The sequence below is a fragment of the Actinomadura sp. KC06 genome (assembly GCF_004348735.1).
Classification (GTDB): domain Bacteria; phylum Actinomycetota; class Actinomycetes; order Streptosporangiales; family Streptosporangiaceae; genus Spirillospora.
This window is the reverse complement of the sequence record NZ_SMKT01000014.1, coordinates 63,210-81,198: the sequence shown is the minus strand read 5'-3', so window position 1 is coordinate 81,198 and position 17,989 is coordinate 63,210. Positions and strand designations below refer to the sequence as shown.

Genomic DNA, 17,989 nt, shown 5'->3' with positions numbered 1-17,989 from the left:
CCCGAGAACGTCGCCCGCACCGCCGCCCCCATCCTGGAGGCCATCAAGGACGACCCCGAATACCCGCGCCTCATCGCCGCATGCAGGCGCTACGACGAGGACTGGACCTGCACCGCCGGCACCCTCACCATCTCCCGGTGGGACCTCGCCGACGACGCCGAGCCGCTCCTCGAGGAGGCGCTGCGCGCCCTCGCCCTGAAGGCCGCCGTATACCGCCTCACCGGCGACGAGCGCACCGCTGAGATCCCCGTCGCGCGGCCGGTCGACGAGGTCCTGCACGCCGTCCTGGCGCAGCGGACCCTCACCGAGCGGATGACCGCCAGGTCCGGCATCCAGCTCATCCACATGACCGACACCGAGACCGAAACGCCCGCCTACGAGACCGGCGACTACACCACCATGTGCTACGCCAAGACCTGGGGCCTCGAGCCGCCGGCCCGGTACTGGATCGGCGCCGAGGAGCACGCTCGCCGTGTGCAGCTCATCGAGGACCGGCTCAGCGAGGTCGGTGTCAACGACCTCGGCCACCGCCACAACTTCACCTTCAACTAGCGGGGCCGGGCGAGCTCCACGGCCAGGACGCGGCGCAGCGCCTGGACGATCTGCTCGCCCGTGAACCGCTCGCCCGCGATGGCCTCCGCCTGATTCAGGGCGGAGGCCATCTCGTGGTGTGCGGCGGTGCGGAGCATCGCGATCAGCCAGCCCTCCAGGTCGTCTACCGACTCCGGCAGGACGAGCTGCTCGGGCGACGGCGTGAACACCGGCGGGCGCTCGACTACGGGGCGGGGCGGTTCATCGGGGTCCGGGCCGCGCTGCTCGGCGAGCGGGTGGCCGGCGGAGGCGTAAAGGCCGGGTGCCAGGCCGACACGGAACGGGTGCACGCAGACGGGGACCTGCGTGACCTGGTCGATGCGGCAGCCCACTTCGGCGTCGAAGGCGTAGCGGACCTGCGTGCGGTCCACCACGTCGAACTCGCCGAACCCGTGCTTCTGGGCGGGGCAGATGACGCAGCAGTCGTCGGCCCATTCCGGTCGTCGTGCCTGCATCCTCCGATGATGCCAGGCGATGGCGCGGCGATCCGGCTAGCCAGCGAGCGCCGCAGGCGATGCAGCCACAGATGACCAGGGCGCAGGCTTTGGGGTATTAATTACGTTCTGCTCGATGAGGCGCTGTTCGTCTGCGATGCACCGAATAGGCAATACGAAGTGATTTGCTTGATGGTCAGCTTCTGACCAGCACAAATTCCACCCCTCACGCACTCGCATTTGACACTTACCTTGATTCATTTTCCGCTCGGCGGTTTCGCGCGCTAGTCTCCGGGTCAGCCCGCCGAATGGGATCGCCTTGACGCGCGCGCAAGGTGAACCCCATCTGCGCGGGCCGCCCCGGCCGCCCCCCAAGGCCGGGTAGGAGGGCGCGTCATGGACGAGCCCGAAGAAGAGAAGGCCGTCGACCGCGGCGGACGGTGCTGGATGACCTGCGTGCTGCTGGAACTGGCCAGACACGGCTCGTGGGTCATGGCCCTGATCCTCATGCGGTGACGGCCATCGGCCCCTAGCGGCCGCGGGGCCTGGTACCGCGCACAGTCAGCGGGACCAGCGGGTACCAGGCCCTACCCTGAGAGAAATTCTCAGGAGTCAGCATCGTAAGCGCCTTTTCGCCGCGATTGCAGCGACGTTCCGAATGTTCTGTGTCTTGTGACACAGAACCTGCGTCGGTAGATGAATATCTACCGCGCCGGTGCAAAATTCTCTACCGACACGGGCCGAACCTCGGCGCTACCCAGGTTGCAGAAAGCAAAGGTTCCGTGGACGGTCACCCCTCGGTGACGTCCGGTCCGGTGGTGGCAGAGATGATGTCTCCGCGCCAGCGAAGGGCGAAGTCCGGATCAAGTGCAGCCGGCGGCGCGCAGCCCGGCGTTGAGTTCGGTCTTGATTGCCTGGGACTCGGCGGGGTCCAGGCGCCGGTTGGGGAAGGTCAGGTCGAGGCGCTGCTGCGGGTGGCCGTCGGTGTCGACGGTGACGTCGGCCAGGAAGCGGTCGGGGACCACCGTGGTGGCGTCGGGGTAGGTGACCTGGATGCTGTAGCGCAGGATCTTGCCGCCGGGCGCGGTCAGGCATTTCTTGGCTCCGGCCTCCATCTGCTGGTAGAGGCCGCGGTTGACGCTGGCCCACTGCGGGACCAGGTCGTAGCGCTGGTCGACACCGTGCAACGTCGCTGCGATCAGGTGCCCGCCGTCGTACCCGGCGGTGGGGGCCATGTGCCCGACCTTGGTCTGGCATGGGCCGCGGTCGGCTTCGGAGCGGGTCAGATTGGTGGCCTCGGCGGTCTCCGGTCGGCCCTGGGCGTCGGTGCGGAACTCCGCGCCGTGGGCGTGGTAGGTGGCGTTGGCGCCGATGTGCGGCTCGCAGGGAACCTGATCGACCTGTTCGGTTGGCGCGGCGGGACTGGCGGAGAAAGGCGTCCGAGCCGGGGAGGCGACGGCGGACGGGGCGATCGCCACGACGGCGATCAGCGCGGTGAGCAAAGCGGTGAGCAGGGCGGTGGTGATGGATCGGGGGCGGTCCACGGCATTGGTCCTCTCGTGGGGGCGTCTCGACAAGGGAACCACGTACCGCGATCACTTGATAGCTCTCGGTAACTACATAGCGCGGTAGCCGAGCGGCGGGCCCCGGCTTGCTTTCACGCCACTGGGGGCACAACTCACCGTCGGCGCCTACTCTCGCGGATCGCGACGACGGCGACGGCCATCGCTGCGGCGATCTGCGCGAGGTGGTCGAGAATGCGACTGCGGATCTTGCCGAGGTGCTTTCGGGGGTCCATAGTCACGAATCGACGCAGGTCACGGTGTTGGAGGCAGGATGTGGACGCGGTATCTAGGAAGTCGTGTCCACGATCTGGGGCCGTGTCATCTGGCCGTCCAGCATCTCGATCTCCACCACGACCGAGAACGGAGTCCTGGGCGGCGGGCGGAGGCTGGCCAACTGGCCAACCCCGTCCTTGGTAACCATCCTGGCAGCGGCCAGGCTCCCCAACGTGCCGCATCCGGCCAGGACGATGACGCGTCGACCAGCGCGAAAGGGGCTGGGCAGCAGGCTGATGACGGCGAAGTCGCGCGTGGTCTTGGCGTGGACGACCTGCTGGGCGAAGACCCGATCGTCAGAGACCCTGATCATGTCGGCCCGGTCCGGGTAGAGGCGGAATCTGTAGGGCAGCGCGACTTGACGGTCGAGCTCCTTGTACAGCTCGTTCGCATTGGGACCGCCGATGACGACCAGGTCGCTTGATGCGTCCCGGCACCGGGAGAAGTTCTTGGCCCGGATGATCCGGACCGTGCGCACACCCAAGACCTTCCGCAGGTACTCGGATACGAGCATCGCGGCCATCGCATCGCCCTCGTAGAGGGTCGGTAACGGGGTGTCGTGACCCGGCCCATCGGGCTGGACGATCACAACCTCGTCGGGTTTGCGCAGCCGCCACACGCGCCGGGCCGGACTGATGGACCGCCGCCGTTGGTAGAGGCCCTTGGCCGCGGCGCCGGCTAGGAAGGCCAGCAGCGAGGACAACAGGTTGATCACCAGTGCCGAAGTCATGGCCGCCTCTTCATCGGATGCGCCATCCGGTCCCCACCGGATCGTCCATCGTTTCGAGGGACTGAAGACGTCCGCGGTTCCACTGCGGCCACCGAAACACGCCACTGAACAGGCTGCGGGCGGCGGTGCCTGCGAGGGTTCACGACGGCTGACCTCGCCGAGGTGCTCCGGACACGCCGAAACGCCCCGCCTCCGCTCGCCGAAGCAAGGGATGCGGGGCGTCGGCCCAGGTCATCGATGGCCTGGACGGGGTTCGAGGTCGGCCTACCGGGCGACCTTGTCGTAGGTGGCAGGCGTCCGCTGGAGACCGAGTGCGACCAGGAACCGGCCGACGCCGGGCCAGCGCCGCTCGACCGCAAGGGCGAGCGCGTAGTAGCCGGCGACCACGGCGGCCGCCGCGCCGAGCTTGAGCTTCGTGCTGGCGTCGGCGTCCACGACGACGCCGTAGTGGAGGGCGAGCCAGGCCAGTGCATTGCCGATGCCGATGGGCACCCACGTCCGGATCAGGCTCACGATGTAGTCATTCATGGCGACCTCCTCGGGTCGACTTGCGTTGCGGGCGGCGATTTAGAAGCGGCCGCCCATCGCCTTGAAAAGTGCAGGTCAGTGCACCCGCAGCAGGACGGGCCAGGTCTTCGGGCCGACGATGCCGTCGGCGTCGACGTCGCCCCACCGCTGGACCGCCTTCACGGCCGCCTCGGTCTTGGCGTCGAACCGGCCGGTCATCGCGACCTCGGGGTGGCTGCGCGCCATGAGCAGGCCCTGCAGCGACTGGACGTGCTCGCCGCTGTCGCCCTTGCTGAGCATGGGGAGTTTCTTCACCATTTCCACCGTCCAGTTGCTCCCGCCGTACGCGGGCCGTCCGTAGCCCGCGATGACGCTGGCGCTCCTAATGCGGCGCTTGCACGCGTCGCCGGTGTTGGCCTCGATGGTCTGGAGCCGCCCGCCGCCGAGGACGACCTCGACCAGGCCGACGTGGTCGATCGCGCCGATGTTGTTGGTGGCGCCCCAGTCGAAGAAGACGATGTCGCCGGGCTTGGCCTGGTTGACGCTCGCGGTCGTCCCGCTGTGCCAGCGTCCGGCCTTCTGGAAGTCCTGCGCGTGCCAGACCGTGTAGGCGCGATCCCCGCCGGGCAGCACCGCCGCGGCGTTGCCGCTGTGCCGCGCCCAGTAGGTGATGGCCATGTCGCACCAGGCCGCGCGCAGGAACTCCTCCCCGTGCCGTTCCGCGTACTCCTTGGTGATCTTGTTCGGGCGCCCCGACATCCCGATCGACCGGCGCGCCTCCGTGATCATCCCCGCCGCGCTCATCGGTCGTCCTCCTCGCCATCTTCCTCGGCGGGCGCAGCCGAGGAGGACTGGAAGAATCCGTCAGTGTTGGGCTCGCCGTACAGCTCGCCGAGGACTTGCCCCTCGTCGGCTTCAGTGGGCTGGTGGACACCCGGATTGACGTCCACTTCATCCATGCGTTCGGATTGGGTCATCGCCCCTCACATCCCAGGTCTTGGCGTAGCTGATGGATGTCGCGCTGGACAGCCCGGCCACGCTCGGTGGTGGCGGGCTGGTCGGTCTGATCGAGGCGGCCGAGCAGGGAGCACCACAGCAGGTCCTGCCGGTGCCGCTCCTCGGCCTGCTGCTGGGCGGACTGCTCGGCGACGTACCGCGTGTACGCCACCGACCCGACGAGGCTCGCCACGAACAGCAGCCCGCCTACGGCTGCGACGGCTAGCGCGTAGCGGGCGCCCATTCAAATCACTCCTGCGGCGTAGAGGATGAGGGCGGCAAGGGCGACGGTGGCGGCGGCTGTGGCACGGAGGATCCACCACCGGTAGGCGGCTGACTCAGCCAATGGGCCGCGAACAGGCTCGGCACGTACATGAGGGCGGCCAGGAACCCCAGGACGGCCAGGTCCGGTTTGCCGCTGGCGAGCTGCCAGATGATCCCGCCGGCCCCGATCACCATGCACACCACGTCCCGGACGACCTTCAGCCACGCCGGACCAGTCCACACCCGATCACCTCTTCGCGATTTCGCTGTTTCGGATTTCTCCGCTGCTTCTCAACCGGTCATGGAGACCGGACCGGGGCTGGTTACGTCCAGGCCCCGCCGATGAGCTGGTAGACGGGGATGGCCCGCCACGATCCGTCCGCCTGCAGCTGCCACAGGCCCGAGGCGGGGATGGAGTCAGCGGCGGCCGGTGCGGTGAAGGACGCATGCGACAGCCGCAGCCGCGCGGTGCCTGCGGACGGGGCGGTCAGCGTGGCGTAGGAGAGCCGCATGGTCCGCGGCTCCGGGACCGCGAGCTCGGCGTACGAGAGCCGGGCCCGAGGTGTCGGAGGTGCCGCGAATTCGGCGTAGCCGAGGCGCAGGGTCGCCATCAAGACACCGTCGCCGACACGCGGATCCGCAGGTCCGCGTAGTCGGTGATGTCGGCCGCGTCCACCTCAGCGAGGGTGTGGCTGAAGACGGTCGGTGTGTCGGGCACGTCGTTCTCGGTCCAGGTCGCGATGGTGGTGGCGCCCTGCATCAGGGACACCACGGCGCTGGATGAGGTGGCGCCCCCAGCGGTCCACAGGACGTACCGGAGCGTGTGGCCGGTATGGACCCCTGGGTCGACCATCGCTTGGAACGCCCACTCCCCGACCTCGGCCGTGGGGTTCGCTGCGGTCTCCAGGTATGTGGCGTCGTCGCGGATCGACTCGCCGATGCGCGCGGCCTGCTGCCCGCCGCCGGCGTCGGGGACAGCGGTGGTCCAGTCCGTCACGTCGGTGACGGGCCTTGCGGTCTGCGTGTCGAGGCGCGGAGCGAGAGCGACCGTGTAGGTGATCGCGGACCCGCCGGACACGTCGCATTCCCACGTGTCGCCCCCGTGGGTCCCGGCGGCCTCGGCGGCGTTGGTGTCGCCGAGGCCGATGGCGGGGCTGGAGTCGGCCCGGAACACCTGGGCGCGGCGGGTGAATCCCGCGGGCGGGGTGTAGTTCGTACCGGCGAGCTGCTTGCTGGTGACGATCTCCACGATCCAGCAATCCGCCAGTGTCGTGGTGATCTCCGGGGTTGCCCGCACCGTGCCGGTCGTCGCTATCACGAGGTCGTCGAAGAGGTGGACGGGGTCGACCTGGTCGACGCCGGGGTAGACCGCCACGAGGGACACAGTCCGGGGCGGGATGGTGCCGCCGACGTCGACCGTCACGGTGCTGCCGGGGCTGTTGACTCCGGACTCCTGCACGATGGCCTTGAACAGGGCGGTGATGACGCCGGACCCGGCCTGTTGCGGCGGGCTGACCACTGTCCATCCGGTCGGCGTGGTGATGGTGCCGTCCGGCTGCGTCGCGATCACCAGCAGCATGCCCTGCCCGGCTTCCGCGCCGGCGGGGATGATGACATGCGCGTTGCTGGTGCCGTTGCCGGTTGCGGTCAGCGGCGCGGCGATGGGCATGAGGCTCTCCTCGGCATGCTGAAGTCCCCGCGCACGGCGGGCAGGCGGTGTGGCGTCAGAGGGTGTAGGTGGCCCAGTCGCGGTAGTAGGTCGTGGCGATCGCGCCGGCAGCGGCCAGGGCCTGCGGTGAGCTGGACGGAGTCGCGGGCCCGAAGGCGTCCTCGTCGAGTCCGACGGCGCTGTTGAACCAGACCAGCGCTTCGCAGCCGGGCCTGCCGCCGGAGCCTTGCGTGGCGGCCCAGTCGGCGACGGACGTCATCCAGTTCGACTTGCGGGTCGCGTCGCTGGGGTGCTCGTCAGCGCCGGACTCAAAAATCCCCCACGGCACGTTCCGTGACCGCGCCTCGGCCAGCCCACCGCCGAACAAGGTCTCCGGGTCCGGCCAGGTGGCGTAGCCGTAGCCGTCCTGGCCGTAGATGTCGACCTGCCCGTCACCTGGCCACACGTCTTCCGGTGCCGGGCCCCGCGTGTTGATCGGATCCCACAGGTACGAGGTGTGCGACAGGTAGATCCAGACGCGCGGCTTGCCGACCGCGCGGACGATGCTGGCGAAACGTGTGTGGGCGGCCCGCCACTGCGCCGCGGTGAAAGCGCCGAGTCTGACGTGCCGGTCAGCTTCGGCCCACAGCGCGAGCATCGCGACGTGCGTGTCGGGAATCGAGCTGATGAGGTTCGTGACCTGGGCGTCCAATGCCCCGGACGCCATCTGCGTGATGTTCGGCTTGAAGCTCCACACGCTCGCGCGTTTGCCGACGTCGCTGCCGGCCCCGGTCACGGCCCAGGACGACGGCACGCCCGCCGCCTCCGAGGAGTAGGTGCGTCGGACGGTCTGCGGCCCGGGCACGGTGGCGGCGTAGGTGAGCCAACCCGACTCGTTGCTGTTCGGGATCGTGTTTGCGGCACCGACCAGCATGGTCGTTGGTGAGGGGCCGACGTCGCCGAGGGGCGTCCACACCCCGGATCGCAGCTGGTGGAAGGAGGCCGGCATCAGACGATCGTTTTCATCCAGATGTCGCCCTCGGCCGCGTGGCTGGAGCTGACCGGCGGCGCGGACGGCCCTACCCACTCCACCCGCTTCCCCGCGAGTTCCGGGGTGCGTTCGGGGTAGGCGGACGCCCCTGCGTCCCACAGGATCGCCGGAAGCCGATGCGTCTGCAGGTCCTCGATCGCGGCCGTGTGCTCCTCGACGACCGCCAACGCGCCGCCCAGGTCGGTCGCGACCATCTTGAAGCGGACTCCGCCGTCTGCGGACGCCCACATCTCCGTGATGTTGTCAGGGCCGGAGAACTCGGGGATGGTCCCGATGGGTAGCCCGTCGGACCCGTCGGATGAGGTGATGGCCGTGACCGCGGCCCCGTCCCCGTTCAGCAGGTCGGTGTACTGGATGCCTCCCGTCTGGGCGGACCAGAGCGTGATCGTGGCCGGGCCGGTCGCGATGACCGGTGCGGTGGTGACTCCTTCGCTGGTTGCGGAGGCGCCCAGGCCCATCGTCCAGTCGGTCAGGCTCTGACCGAAGGTGTGCCGTGCCATGAGACTCCTCAGCCGACCGGGAATGTGGCCTGCGCGTAAATGCGGCGGTCCTTCGGCAGGTCCTGGTTCAGCGGATAGATGCGCACCTCACCGTTGCTGTAGATGTAGAGCTGCAGCGCGTTACGAGCGTGGTTGCCGTGGCCGAGGACCGGCGGGCTACTGGACGACGGTCTGAACCCGATCGGCAGCACATACGCGGTGGAGCCGTCCGCGTCGGACAGGCCGAGCTGGACCGAGACCCGCTGGATGGACAACCGCAGGTGGACGACGCCGTCAATGCGGCGGTAGACCAGCGGGTTGTAGGGGGCCGCGTCGTTCCATGCGCCTTTGTCCTTGCCGTTCAAGCTGAGCTGGGCCCAGCCGGTGTCCTCGCGGACGACCTGCCAGGCCGCGCCGTCCGCCCACAGCACCCTGCCCGTGTCACGCTCGAAACCGTGCCGCCGGATGGTGGCGGGCGGGCGGGCATCGGACCGGAACTCGATCGGGGACGCCGCAGCGAACTGCCGCTCGTCGACCAGCCCCGACAGCGACCCGTCCGACGCCGCCGTCCACCGCGCGATCGGGATGTCGTAGTTCCCGCTGGTGGACTGGGTCAGGGCCGGTATCTGCGGGTTCGCGGACGGGGTCCCCTCGATCACGACGGGGGTGATCCAGTCCGCGGCCGTCACCGCAGTCCGATCGAGGCGCAGCGCGAGCCGGTCGATGCGGTTCTGCGCGTCGGCCGCCGGGATCGGGGTGGCCGTCGTCGACGGGTTGTCGACGTGGAACCCGCGGATTTGCGCGGCGCCCGTCCCCAGCACGGCGGTGCGGGCACCGGCGTTGAGGGAGGGGACCATCTCGTTGAGGACGCCGGGGAGGACGCCGTCTGCGGAGAACCCGGTGAAGAACCCCTCCCACTGCGCCATCGTCGACAGCACGGACGCTGAGGTGGGGTAGGCGTCATCGATCGCCAAGACGACCTCCCGGCAGGGTAGGCGGGCGCGGCGCCCGGAAGCGGACCGTTGGTGTCAGGAGCGGGAGCGGAGGGCCTGTTCGAGCTGCCGGACGCGGGCGGACAGCTGCGCGACCGCGGTGGCGTCGTCGGCGGGGGCGTCGCCGCCGGCGTCGTTGTCGCCGATGGTCGGGACGACGGTCTCGGTGTAGGGGGCGAGGGTCGCGTCGGCGGTGAGCTGCACGGCGGTGACCTTGTCGGTGTAGGTGATGCCGTCGCGGATGTCGGCGGCGACCTGGTCGCCGATGCCGTAGCCCTGGACGCCGGTGGCGTCGCGGCCGAACCGGGCCTTGGGGATGTCGAGGGCGGCGAGCGCGACCCGTGTCTGCGCGGCGCCGCGGGCGACCTCGTCCAGCTGCACCTGGGTGATCTGCGCGGCCTCGGTGGTGGAGGACTGGTCGGAGAAGTGCTCAACGCGGCGCCACGGGTCGGTGGCGGCGGCGCCGTGGGTCTCGGTGAACGCGCCGGTGGTGGCGGCGGACTGCATGAGGATCGCGTTGGCGGTCGGGGTGGCGTCGGTGATGGCCCACGACCGCAGCGACCCGAGCCGCTCGGAGAACACGACCTTCTCCGTCAGGTCGCGCGGCAGGAAGCAGTCGAACTCCAGGCCGCCGTCCACGAGGGTGAGGGAGACGCCGATGTCGGACTGCCGTGCGACCGACCGGATCATGTCCATCAGCGATTCACCGGCGGTGGTCGTCTTGTCGGTGCCGGGCTCGGCGGCCGGGTCCCCGATCGAGATGGTGTAGGTGACGTCGCCGCCGCGGGCCAGGTCGGCGGCGACGCTGAAGCCGGGGACGCGGCGGGCGGTGTCGCCGGCGGTGACGACGTTCGCGGTGACCAGCTGCTTGATGACGGTTTCGGCCTTGCCGGTGACGGTGGTGGTCCCGGGGGTCTGCGCCGTCCACGCCAGGGCGGCGTTACGGAAGACGAGCCGGTCGGCGAGGAGAGAGAGGAAGTCGGCGCCGGAGAACACGATCGTCTCGACGACCTCACCGGCGTCGTTGATCACCTTGGACGGGTTCGCCTGTTCGGCCTTCAGCGGGATCTCGAAGATGCCGTTCCAGTCGACGAAGAACCCGGTCTTGGGCTTCAGCACCCCGTCGACGTCGAAGTCGACCAGGTCCCAGGTCACATCGGTCGCCGGCAGGGTCAGCGAGAACGCCCCGACCTGGTTGTAGCGGACCGCGTTGATGTCGAGCTTCACCCACGGCAGCGGCTTCAGTTTCGCCCAGCCGGTGGTGAGTGGCTCAACGGTGACCGCCACAGCCGCCCCCTCTCACGCGCGGAGCCAGCGGCGGACGTAGGACAGTTCGATCTGCGACGCCGAGGACGACCCGGACAGCACCAGGTTGAGCTGATTGGGGCCTTTCACCAGCTCCCACAGGTCCCGGGGGCTGCTTTTGACGAGATCGGTCCAGCGGTCTGCGCCGGTCTGGTCGATGGCGTAGGCGCCGCCGTCTGGGGCGGTGTCGATCGTGACGGTCTCGCCCTCCTCCAGCGCCGTCGCGAGTCCGAACTCGCGGCCCAGGGTGACGTTCTCCAGCGTCGGGGTGCCGGGGCCGGTGATCCGCCACACGGGGTAGGCGGGGGCGTTGCCGGTGTTGTTCACCGTCACGGTCCCGAGTACCGAGTAGGGGGACAGCACGACCGGCGGCATGGGCGGCACGCCTGCCGCCTCGTCGGCGCCCTGGAAGACGAGGGTGATCGGGGTGGCGTCCGACCAGCACGGGTCCAGGCTCCGGAAGGTGACGACGAAGCTGGTCCAGGTGAGGCCGCTCTTGTCGCGGTCGTCGTCGTTCAGGTCAGGGCCATCGGAGACGAGGACCTTGATGCGGCGGCCTGTGCCGTCCGGCCGCTGGATCACCAGCGTGCCCGGCGCGGGCACCCCGAGCCGCTCCGTCCAGAACGCCTGCGCGAGCCGGTCGGTGAGAGTCAGGAACTCGGCCTGGGTGGTCGCGCCGGCGACCAGGCCGACGAGGATGGTGCGGCCGGTGCCGACGTAGTTCTGCGGCAGCGACGCCCCGGACGGCATGGCCAGGGTGGTCAGCGACACCGGCGGGGATCCGTATCCGGCGACGTTGGTGACCTGCACCGGCCCGGCCAGGTCGGAGAAGTCCCACTCGACGCCGTCGGGGTCGATGTACAGCAGCCGCAGCGGCCTCGGCCTGGTCGAGACCGGGCCGGGACCGGGCCCTGGCCCGCCTACCCCAACGGGAAGCGGCATCCGAGCCTCCTATCCCCGTCGGCCGATGCGGAGGCTCTGCGCCTGAGCCATCTGCATGCCCTTGAACGCGACCCGGACCTCGCGGGACAGGACGGCGGCGGTGATCCCGTCGAAGTGGGCGTGGTACTCGTCGCCGCCGGCGGCCGGGAGCGGGTCGGCCAGCTCCAGCGGCCCGGCCGCCGCGGTGGCGGCCATCCGCAGGGATTCCTCGTGCGGGTACACCGCCTCGCCGCCGCGGAAGTTCACCAGTTCCGGGCCGCGTTCCCCGACCCACGCCCAGCCGCGGCGGGCGTGGTCGGTGCCGTCGGCGTACCAGCCGGTTCGCTGCGAGTGCGCCCATGCGCGTGCCGGGGACCCGTACCGGCGTTTGATGTAGTCCAGGCCCCAGCGGATCTGGGTGGCCCAGTTCGTCCGCCAGTCGCTGCCGAAGCTGGCCATCTTGCCGGGCGGGAGCGCCTGCGGGATGCCGTACGCGCCGCTGCTCTTGTTGCGGGCGTTCCACTTCCAGTTCGACTCGCGTTCCCACAGCCGGTTCAGCGGCGCGAACTGCGCCGCGGACCAGCCCAGGTCTCCCAGCTGCGCCTTGGCGAACCCCTTCGGGGTGCCGCCGCCGTACCAGGATCCGCCGCCGCCGGCGATGTGCCGGAAGTTGCCGCCGGTCCGCCAGCCCGCGTACCGGACGACGTCGCCGGTGCGCGGGGCGTGGACCAGGGCGCGGGACCCGCCCATGCCGGTGACCATCATCACGTGGCCGCGGTGCGGGAAGTACAGGTCGCCCGGCATCGCCTTGGCCCGGGACGTCGGGGTGCCGTAGGCGATCTGGTCGTAGGTGACGCGTGGGATCTTCACCCCGGCGGCCTCCCAGGCGCGCATGGTGAGGCCGGAGCAGTCCCAGGAGTTGGGGCCGGTCGCGCCCCACACGTACGGTTCGCCGAGCTGGGCCTGCGCGAACCTGACGGCCTTGGCGCCCTTGCCGTACCCGCCGGTGAGCAGCGCGGTGAGGAACGTCGCGCCGATCGCGGCCTGCCCGGTGGAGTAGGCCATCATCCCCGCGAACCCTTGCGCGTTGCCCTGCCGGGCCTTGGTGATGGTGGGCGGCGGGTCGCCCTGGTGGTGGTAGGTGTCGCTGAACGACGGCTTGAGGAGCCCGCCGCCTGCGAACGCGGGCAGCGCCTCCTGCCCGCGCGGCCGCAGGCTGGGCAGGCCACCGCCGGCGAACGCACCGTCCGAGCCCGCCGCCGGTGTTGGCGCGGGCAGGGTGGGCCCGGAGGTGTAGCCGCGCCCCTTGTAGATGGTCCCGGCGTTGCCCTCGTCGTTGATCGCGGTCAGCAGCGGCAGGTACCGGCTGGTGGCCGGGGCGTTGATGACCATCTCGCCGGCGGAGATGTGGGTGAGGTACCTGTCGTCGCGGGGGCCTCCGCCGCCGTGGATGTAGCCGCCGCCGGCGTTGAAGATGTCGCCGAGGATGGGGTCCTTGGCGAAGACGTCCAGGCCCTTCATGGAGAACTTGCCCTTGGCGTTCACCGACACGTTGGTCTTCGCCGACTTGGGGATCTTCACCAGTTGGTCGACGTACTTCTCTGCGGCCTTGCGGCTGCCGGTGAACTTGGTCGCCAGGTCGATGAGCTGTTCGCGCTGCCCCCGGAGCCGCTTCAGGTTGCCGTCGGTGACCTGGTTGTTCTTCACCAGGTCGTTGGTGTAGTTCTGCAGGACCCGCGCGGCGTTCAGGACTTGCTGCCGGTTGTCAGTCGCTGCGCGGCTGTTGCCCCAGAACGCCCGCCCGTTGCGGTTGAGGGCGTCGCTGCCGGCGAGCAGCGCCTGGTTGAAGTCGATGATCTGCTGCTCGGAGTTGATGAACCTCTGTGCGTTGGCGGCCAGGGCCTGGTTCTGCCGATGGATCTGAGCGGTGAAGGCGTTCGCGGCGCCGCCCCCGTTGTAGAGCTGCCGCGTGTACGTCGGGAACAGCGCGTTGACCTCTTCGACGCCGCGGCCGTTTGCCTGCAGCGAGGCTGACAGCCGGTCGAAGGCGGCCTTGGCGACGTCGGCGTTCCCGGACTGGGTGAGCTGGACCAGGGCGGTGTCGATGCCCTTGAAGTTCTCTTTGGCCTGCCCGGCGATGCCGTTCGCGCCGTACAGCCCGTTGATCAGCCCGGAGAAGAACTGGGCGGTCTGCTCCGACTTGGTGGGGTCGGTGAGGATGCGGGCCTGCTCGTTCATGTCGCCGAGCCCGTCGGAGAACTGCTTCAGCAGCGGAGTCGACGTCTGCCCGGTGCGGCCGAGGTCGATGAGGGCCTGCTTCAGCTGGTCGCTGCTCGGCTTGGCGTCTTTGGCGGATCCGGCGAAGTGGTTGATGGCCTCGGTGGCGGCGTAGAACGCCAGCAGGATCCCGGCGGCGCGGCTGAGGCCGAGCAGCGCCACGCGGGTGGTGGCGGCCTGCGCCGATACGCCCATCATCACCGCGCCGAGCCCGCGGAGGATGACGCCGAACCGCAGCATCGCCCCACCGGCCACGCCCGCGGCTGCGGCGGTACCGGTGAAACCGGCGACGAGGGACGAGATCGCCAGGACCCGGATGGCCTTGGACACCAGGAGCGCCGCCGCGGCGAACTGGATCAGGGTCGGGTACTCGTTGGCGATCTTCGAGATGGTGTTGGCGAGGATGGTGAGGGCGCCGAGATGGATCGCGGCGAGGGGGGCGAGGGCTTGCCCGACGTCCAGGAGCGCGCCGCCGAGCGCCCCGACCGTGGATACGACCTGCGGGCCGACCTGCTGCACGTACTGGATGAAGGAGATGAATCCCTCGCTGCCGCCGAGGCTGGTGCCCCACTCCTCGAACTCTTGGGTGAGGTCCTCCACCGACCCCAGGAGCAGGTTCGTGAACGGCAGGAAGGCGTTGATGACGCCGGCGACGCCGGTGAGGGTGTTCCCGGCGATCCCGCCGAACCGCTGGATCGCCTCCGGCGCGGCGATCCCGACGTTGTTGATGAAGTTCGTCCAGAACGGGCCGTCGAGCGCGACCGCCGCCCGCGCTTCCAGGATCCGGAACGCGGCGGCCGAGGACCGGACGAGCGGCTTGACCCGGTCGAGTTGTGTGGCGACCAGGCCGAGGCCGCCGGACAAGACCGGCAGCACGTCCGGCTCCAGGTCTTTGACCCAGTCCCGGTACACATCGGAGAATGCCTTCCAGTTGTTGAGCAGTTCTTTCTCGGCCGGGGTGAGGGCGGCCATGGCGCGGCCGAGCCGCACGTTCGCGGCGGTCGCGCCGTCGGCGGCGTCCGCGGCCTGCCGCTGCGCGTCGGCTTGCTGCAGCGCCGCGATCCGGTCCTGGATCTGCTGCTGCCGGACGTTGCGTTGCGCGTCGGCGACCTGCTCGAGGGCGTCCCGCAACCGCTGCTTGGCGGCGACAACGTCCTGGGTGCCTTCGACACCGGCCTTCCGGGCCTTGGCCTCATCGGCGGTGAGCCGAGCGACGAGGATTCGCTGCTGTTTGAGCTGGTGGACGGCCTGCTCGTAGGCGAGCTGCGCCTCCTTGCGGTCCAGTTCGTGCGCGGTCTGCGACTCGCGGGCCTGTTTGAGCGCGGCGGCTGCCGCGTCGGCGGCCAGCTTCGCCTGGTTCTTGGCCAGCTGGGTGGCGTTGGGGTCCCCGAGGACGAGCTGGAGACCGGTGTTGGCCCGGGCGAGGTCGGCTTGTGCTTTCTGCACCGCCAGGGAGTCCTGGCGGGCGGAGGTCAGCTGGTTCAGGGCCTGCTTGGCGCGCTGGACGGCGATCTCATCGGCGCGCAGCGACAGGCCGGCGCCGATCAGGTTGTTCTGCATGTCCTGCAGCGCGCGGGCCCCGTCGACGCGGGCCTGGTTCAGGTCCCGCTGCGCCTGCCGCGCGGCCTGCTGCGCCTGGGTGACCTGCCTTTCGGCCTGCGCCATCTGCGTGGCCTGCTGCCGCGCCTGGAGCGTGGCGATGGTGCCGGCGTTCAGCGCGGTGGTGCGGCCGCGGGTGGAGGCCGCGACCTGGTTGTCGGCGGTCTTCTGCGCCTGCAGCGCTTCGGACACCCGCCGGACGCCGGGGATCGCGACGGCGAGGATCCCGCCGATCCCAGCCGCGGCCGCGGTCGCCGATGCCGCGATCGACCCGATCCCCGCCGCGAGGACGGCGCCGAGCGGGATCGAGGCCAGCGCGGCCATCTGCGCGCCGAGGATGACCAGGTTGCGGCTGGCGCGGGAGGTGTTGGCGGTGACATTGATGTTGACGCTGGACTGCGACAGCAGCCGCACCTGGGCCTGCAGCCGGGCGATCTCGGCGCGCGCCGCGGCCGTGTCGGCGTCGACGTTGAGGGTGACATTGAACGGGCCGAGGCTTCCGAGTTCCTGCCGGACCCGCGCCAGCGACGCCGGGTCGATGGTGACCCGGGCGCGGATGTTCGCCTCGGGGAGGTTCCGGAGCTTCAGCTCAAGCTCGGCCTTGACCGACCGGGCGATCTGCGCGCCGAGCCGCCGCCCGAGCCTGCCCGCGGCGACCTCCAGGCGGGGCGTCGCGTCCCGCATCGCCTCCTCGAGGCGGCGGGGCGCGAACCCCGACTTCATGCCGTCGGCGAGTGTGCGGCCGAGGGCCCGCCCGGCCCGGTTCACCGTCGGGTCCAGGCGCCGCTGGATCTCCTGCCCCCACGCCGCCGCGCTGATCCGCGGAACGACGTCGATGCCGACGGAGCCGCCGTCCTGCTCGGCCACGGCACCCCCCGGGCGGTTCGTCAGGGCGGTGGGTCGTCCGCCGGGGGCTGCTGATGGGACGGGCTGTACTTGCGGAGCGCCGCGACCCGCGCGAGGTGCGCGGCCTGTTTGGCCTGCTCCTCAGGAGTGGGTTCGGGGCGCGCGTAGACGGGGGCCCGCACGGGCGCGGTCTTAGGCGGGCGGCCCTTCAAACGCAGCCCGACCCACAGGACCTGGATCACCGTCTGCAGGTAGGTGATCTGCGCGGCCTGCATCCATTCCCGTTCGGACCAGCGGCGGCCCTTCTCGTCGCCGGCCTGGGCGGCCTTGGTCGCCGATTCCTCCGGCAGCCACCCGTAGTACGAGGCGAGTTCGATGAGCGGCACTTTCCCGGCTCGCCACCCAATGAGGGGGTCTTTCTGGCCGGGGAAGTAGTGCGCGAAGTCGGCGTGCAGCTTTGACGGGTGCTCCTCTACGGCGTGGAGGAGCCCTGCGATTCCGGGCGCTTGACGTCCTTCATGACTTCTAGGAGGAGGTCGCGCATGTCGCCGAGCTGCAGCTTGAGCGCCTTCAGTTTGGCGAACTCGGCCGGTTCCATGATCCGTTCGAGGGTCGCCAGGTCCCTCACCGCGACGCCGGTCTCGACGACGTCCTCGTAGGTTTCGGCGTCCCAGAACGCCATGCGCGGAATCTGGACCAGGACGTTGCCGTCGTCGTCCTCGATCTCGACGTACTCGCCGCCGAGTGCTCTGGCGCGCTGCTGGCGCATCTGCGACAGACGGAACCGCTTGCTGTTCGGCTTGCCCATGCTGCTCCTCGCGGATCTTCATCGCGGGCCTTGGAGGAAGGTGGCGGCCGGGGCGAAGACCCGCGAAGGAACTCCCCGGCCGCCGGCTCATCAGGTGGGCAGCGGAACCTTCGACACGAACCGCTTCACCGGGGTGCCGCCGGTCGTGGGGACCATCGCGGTCATGGTCAGGCCGTACTGGTGCAGCGAGTCGGCCTTGTCCTCGATGTTGTCGCGGTCGGAGACCTTCGCCCTGGGGACGACGTAGCGGAACTGGCGGCCGGTCTGCTCGTCGATGACGTCGAGGCCGAGCGCCACGTAGATCGCCTGCGCGGTCTCCGGGTCGTCGAACTGCACGCCGATGTCGGCGCCGGCGCCTACGGTGGCCATGTCGGCGATCGGCACCGAGTAGTAGAGGCTGAGCGCCCGGGCCGTGGTCTCGGTCAGCGTCAGCTTGAAGGTGATCGTCCGGGACTTCGGTTCGATGCGGACCGGGCCGTTGTAGCCCCACCCCATGAAGGTGGTCTCGTCCTCGTTGAGGGCCTCGGTGAGACCGTCGTCCAGGATGATCCCGCCGTCCTCCCAGCCGGTGCCCCACGCCGTCGCGATGTCGGTCGGCGCGGTCACGCCGACCTCCCCGAAGTACGCGAACCCCTTCGCGCCGACGGTGATGTTGTCGGTGTTGGCCACAGCAAATCCCCCTTCTTGCGGGCATGCGGAAACG

The 17,989-nt window shown here is 70.0% G+C and carries 20 protein-coding genes; 1 reads left to right on the top strand and 19 read right to left on the bottom strand.

Annotation, left to right across the window (positions count from 1 at the left end; all coding sequences use genetic code 11):
* Nucleotides 1-552 (top strand): hypothetical protein (locus E1287_RS07605; RefSeq protein ID WP_131964125.1); only part of this gene is annotated, 552 nt, incomplete at its 5' end.
* On the opposite strand, the gene E1287_RS07600 is transcribed toward E1287_RS07605, so the two are convergent.
* The 19 genes from E1287_RS07600 to E1287_RS07515 all read right to left on the bottom strand — a co-directional run bounded on the left by E1287_RS07600 (nt 549) and on the right by E1287_RS07515 (nt 17,955).
* Nucleotides 549-1,046: a hypothetical protein gene (locus tag E1287_RS07600; RefSeq protein ID WP_131964124.1), complete on the bottom strand. Its 498-nt coding sequence runs from the start codon at nt 1,044-1,046 to the stop codon at nt 549-551. The two genes, E1287_RS07605 and E1287_RS07600, sit on opposite strands and share 4 nt — an antisense overlap.
* 842 nt (nt 1,047-1,888) lie before the next feature.
* Nucleotides 1,889-2,569, bottom strand: coding sequence for a DNA/RNA non-specific endonuclease (locus E1287_RS07595; RefSeq protein ID WP_165968918.1), 681 nt, complete (start codon nt 2,567-2,569; stop codon nt 1,889-1,891).
* 307 nt (nt 2,570-2,876) lie between these two features.
* The gene (locus E1287_RS07590) at nt 2,877-3,593 is read right to left on the bottom strand and encodes a hypothetical protein (RefSeq protein WP_131964122.1); all 717 of its coding nucleotides are present in this window, start codon (nt 3,591-3,593) and stop codon (nt 2,877-2,879) included.
* A gap of 264 nt (nt 3,594-3,857) precedes the next feature.
* Entirely contained in the window at nt 3,858-4,121 is a 264-nt protein-coding gene (locus tag E1287_RS07585) for a hypothetical protein (protein WP_131964121.1), read from the bottom strand.
* Between the two features lie 75 nt (nt 4,122-4,196).
* On the bottom strand, nt 4,197-4,904 hold the full coding sequence (locus tag E1287_RS07580) for a peptidoglycan-binding domain-containing protein (RefSeq protein WP_131964120.1): 708 nt from the start codon (nt 4,902-4,904) through the stop codon (nt 4,197-4,199).
* The gene (locus E1287_RS43575) at nt 4,901-5,077 is read right to left on the bottom strand and encodes a hypothetical protein (protein WP_165968917.1); all 177 of its coding nucleotides are present in this window, start codon (nt 5,075-5,077) and stop codon (nt 4,901-4,903) included. Before E1287_RS43575 ends, E1287_RS07580 begins: the two co-directional genes overlap by 4 nt.
* Nucleotides 5,074-5,340: a hypothetical protein gene (locus E1287_RS07575; RefSeq protein WP_131964119.1), complete on the bottom strand. Its 267-nt coding sequence runs from the start codon at nt 5,338-5,340 to the stop codon at nt 5,074-5,076. The genes E1287_RS43575 and E1287_RS07575 overlap by 4 nt, the downstream gene beginning before the upstream one ends.
* Nucleotides 5,341-5,345: 5 nt before the next feature.
* Nucleotides 5,346-5,603 carry a hypothetical protein gene (locus E1287_RS07570; RefSeq protein WP_131964118.1) on the bottom strand — a complete coding sequence of 86 codons (258 nt, stop codon included), beginning with the start codon at nt 5,601-5,603 and terminating at the stop codon, nt 5,346-5,348.
* An 80-nt stretch (nt 5,604-5,683) separates the two neighbouring features.
* Nucleotides 5,684-5,971 (bottom strand): hypothetical protein, encoded by a 288-nt coding sequence (locus E1287_RS07565; protein ID WP_131964117.1) that lies wholly within the window; start codon nt 5,969-5,971, stop codon nt 5,684-5,686.
* Complete coding sequence (locus tag E1287_RS07560) at nt 5,971-7,029, bottom strand: hypothetical protein (protein ID WP_131964116.1); 1,059 nt, start codon at nt 7,027-7,029, stop codon at nt 5,971-5,973. Before E1287_RS07560 ends, E1287_RS07565 begins: the two co-directional genes overlap by 1 nt.
* A gap of 55 nt (nt 7,030-7,084) precedes the next feature.
* Nucleotides 7,085-8,017, bottom strand: a complete 933-nt coding sequence (locus E1287_RS07555) for a hypothetical protein (RefSeq protein ID WP_131964115.1) — start codon at nt 8,015-8,017, stop codon at nt 7,085-7,087.
* Nucleotides 8,017-8,559, bottom strand: a complete 543-nt coding sequence (locus E1287_RS07550) for a hypothetical protein (protein ID WP_131964114.1) — start codon at nt 8,557-8,559, stop codon at nt 8,017-8,019. The genes E1287_RS07555 and E1287_RS07550 overlap by 1 nt, the downstream gene beginning before the upstream one ends.
* Nucleotides 8,560-8,567: 8 nt before the next feature.
* Nucleotides 8,568-9,512: a hypothetical protein gene (locus E1287_RS07545; protein ID WP_131964113.1), complete on the bottom strand. Its 945-nt coding sequence runs from the start codon at nt 9,510-9,512 to the stop codon at nt 8,568-8,570.
* A 54-nt stretch (nt 9,513-9,566) separates the two neighbouring features.
* Nucleotides 9,567-10,817 (bottom strand): hypothetical protein, encoded by a 1,251-nt coding sequence (locus tag E1287_RS07540; protein ID WP_131964112.1) that lies wholly within the window; start codon nt 10,815-10,817, stop codon nt 9,567-9,569.
* 12 nt (nt 10,818-10,829) lie between these two features.
* The gene (locus tag E1287_RS07535) at nt 10,830-11,777 is read right to left on the bottom strand and encodes a phage tail domain-containing protein (protein WP_131964111.1); all 948 of its coding nucleotides are present in this window, start codon (nt 11,775-11,777) and stop codon (nt 10,830-10,832) included.
* Nucleotides 11,778-11,786: 9 nt separating this feature from the next.
* The gene (locus E1287_RS46585; RefSeq protein WP_131964110.1) at nt 11,787-16,499 is read right to left on the bottom strand and encodes an NlpC/P60 family protein; all 4,713 of its coding nucleotides are present in this window, start codon (nt 16,497-16,499) and stop codon (nt 11,787-11,789) included.
* A gap of 20 nt (nt 16,500-16,519) precedes the next feature.
* A complete protein-coding gene (locus tag E1287_RS07525; RefSeq protein WP_131964109.1) occupies nt 16,520-16,864 on the bottom strand; it encodes a hypothetical protein in 345 nt (114 codons plus the stop codon).
* A gap of 86 nt (nt 16,865-16,950) precedes the next feature.
* The gene (locus E1287_RS07520) at nt 16,951-17,286 is read right to left on the bottom strand and encodes a hypothetical protein (RefSeq protein ID WP_131964108.1); all 336 of its coding nucleotides are present in this window, start codon (nt 17,284-17,286) and stop codon (nt 16,951-16,953) included.
* Between the two features lie 90 nt (nt 17,287-17,376).
* Nucleotides 17,377-17,955: a phage tail protein gene (locus E1287_RS07515; RefSeq protein ID WP_131964107.1), complete on the bottom strand. Its 579-nt coding sequence runs from the start codon at nt 17,953-17,955 to the stop codon at nt 17,377-17,379.
* Between the last annotated feature and the right edge of the window lie 34 nt (nt 17,956-17,989).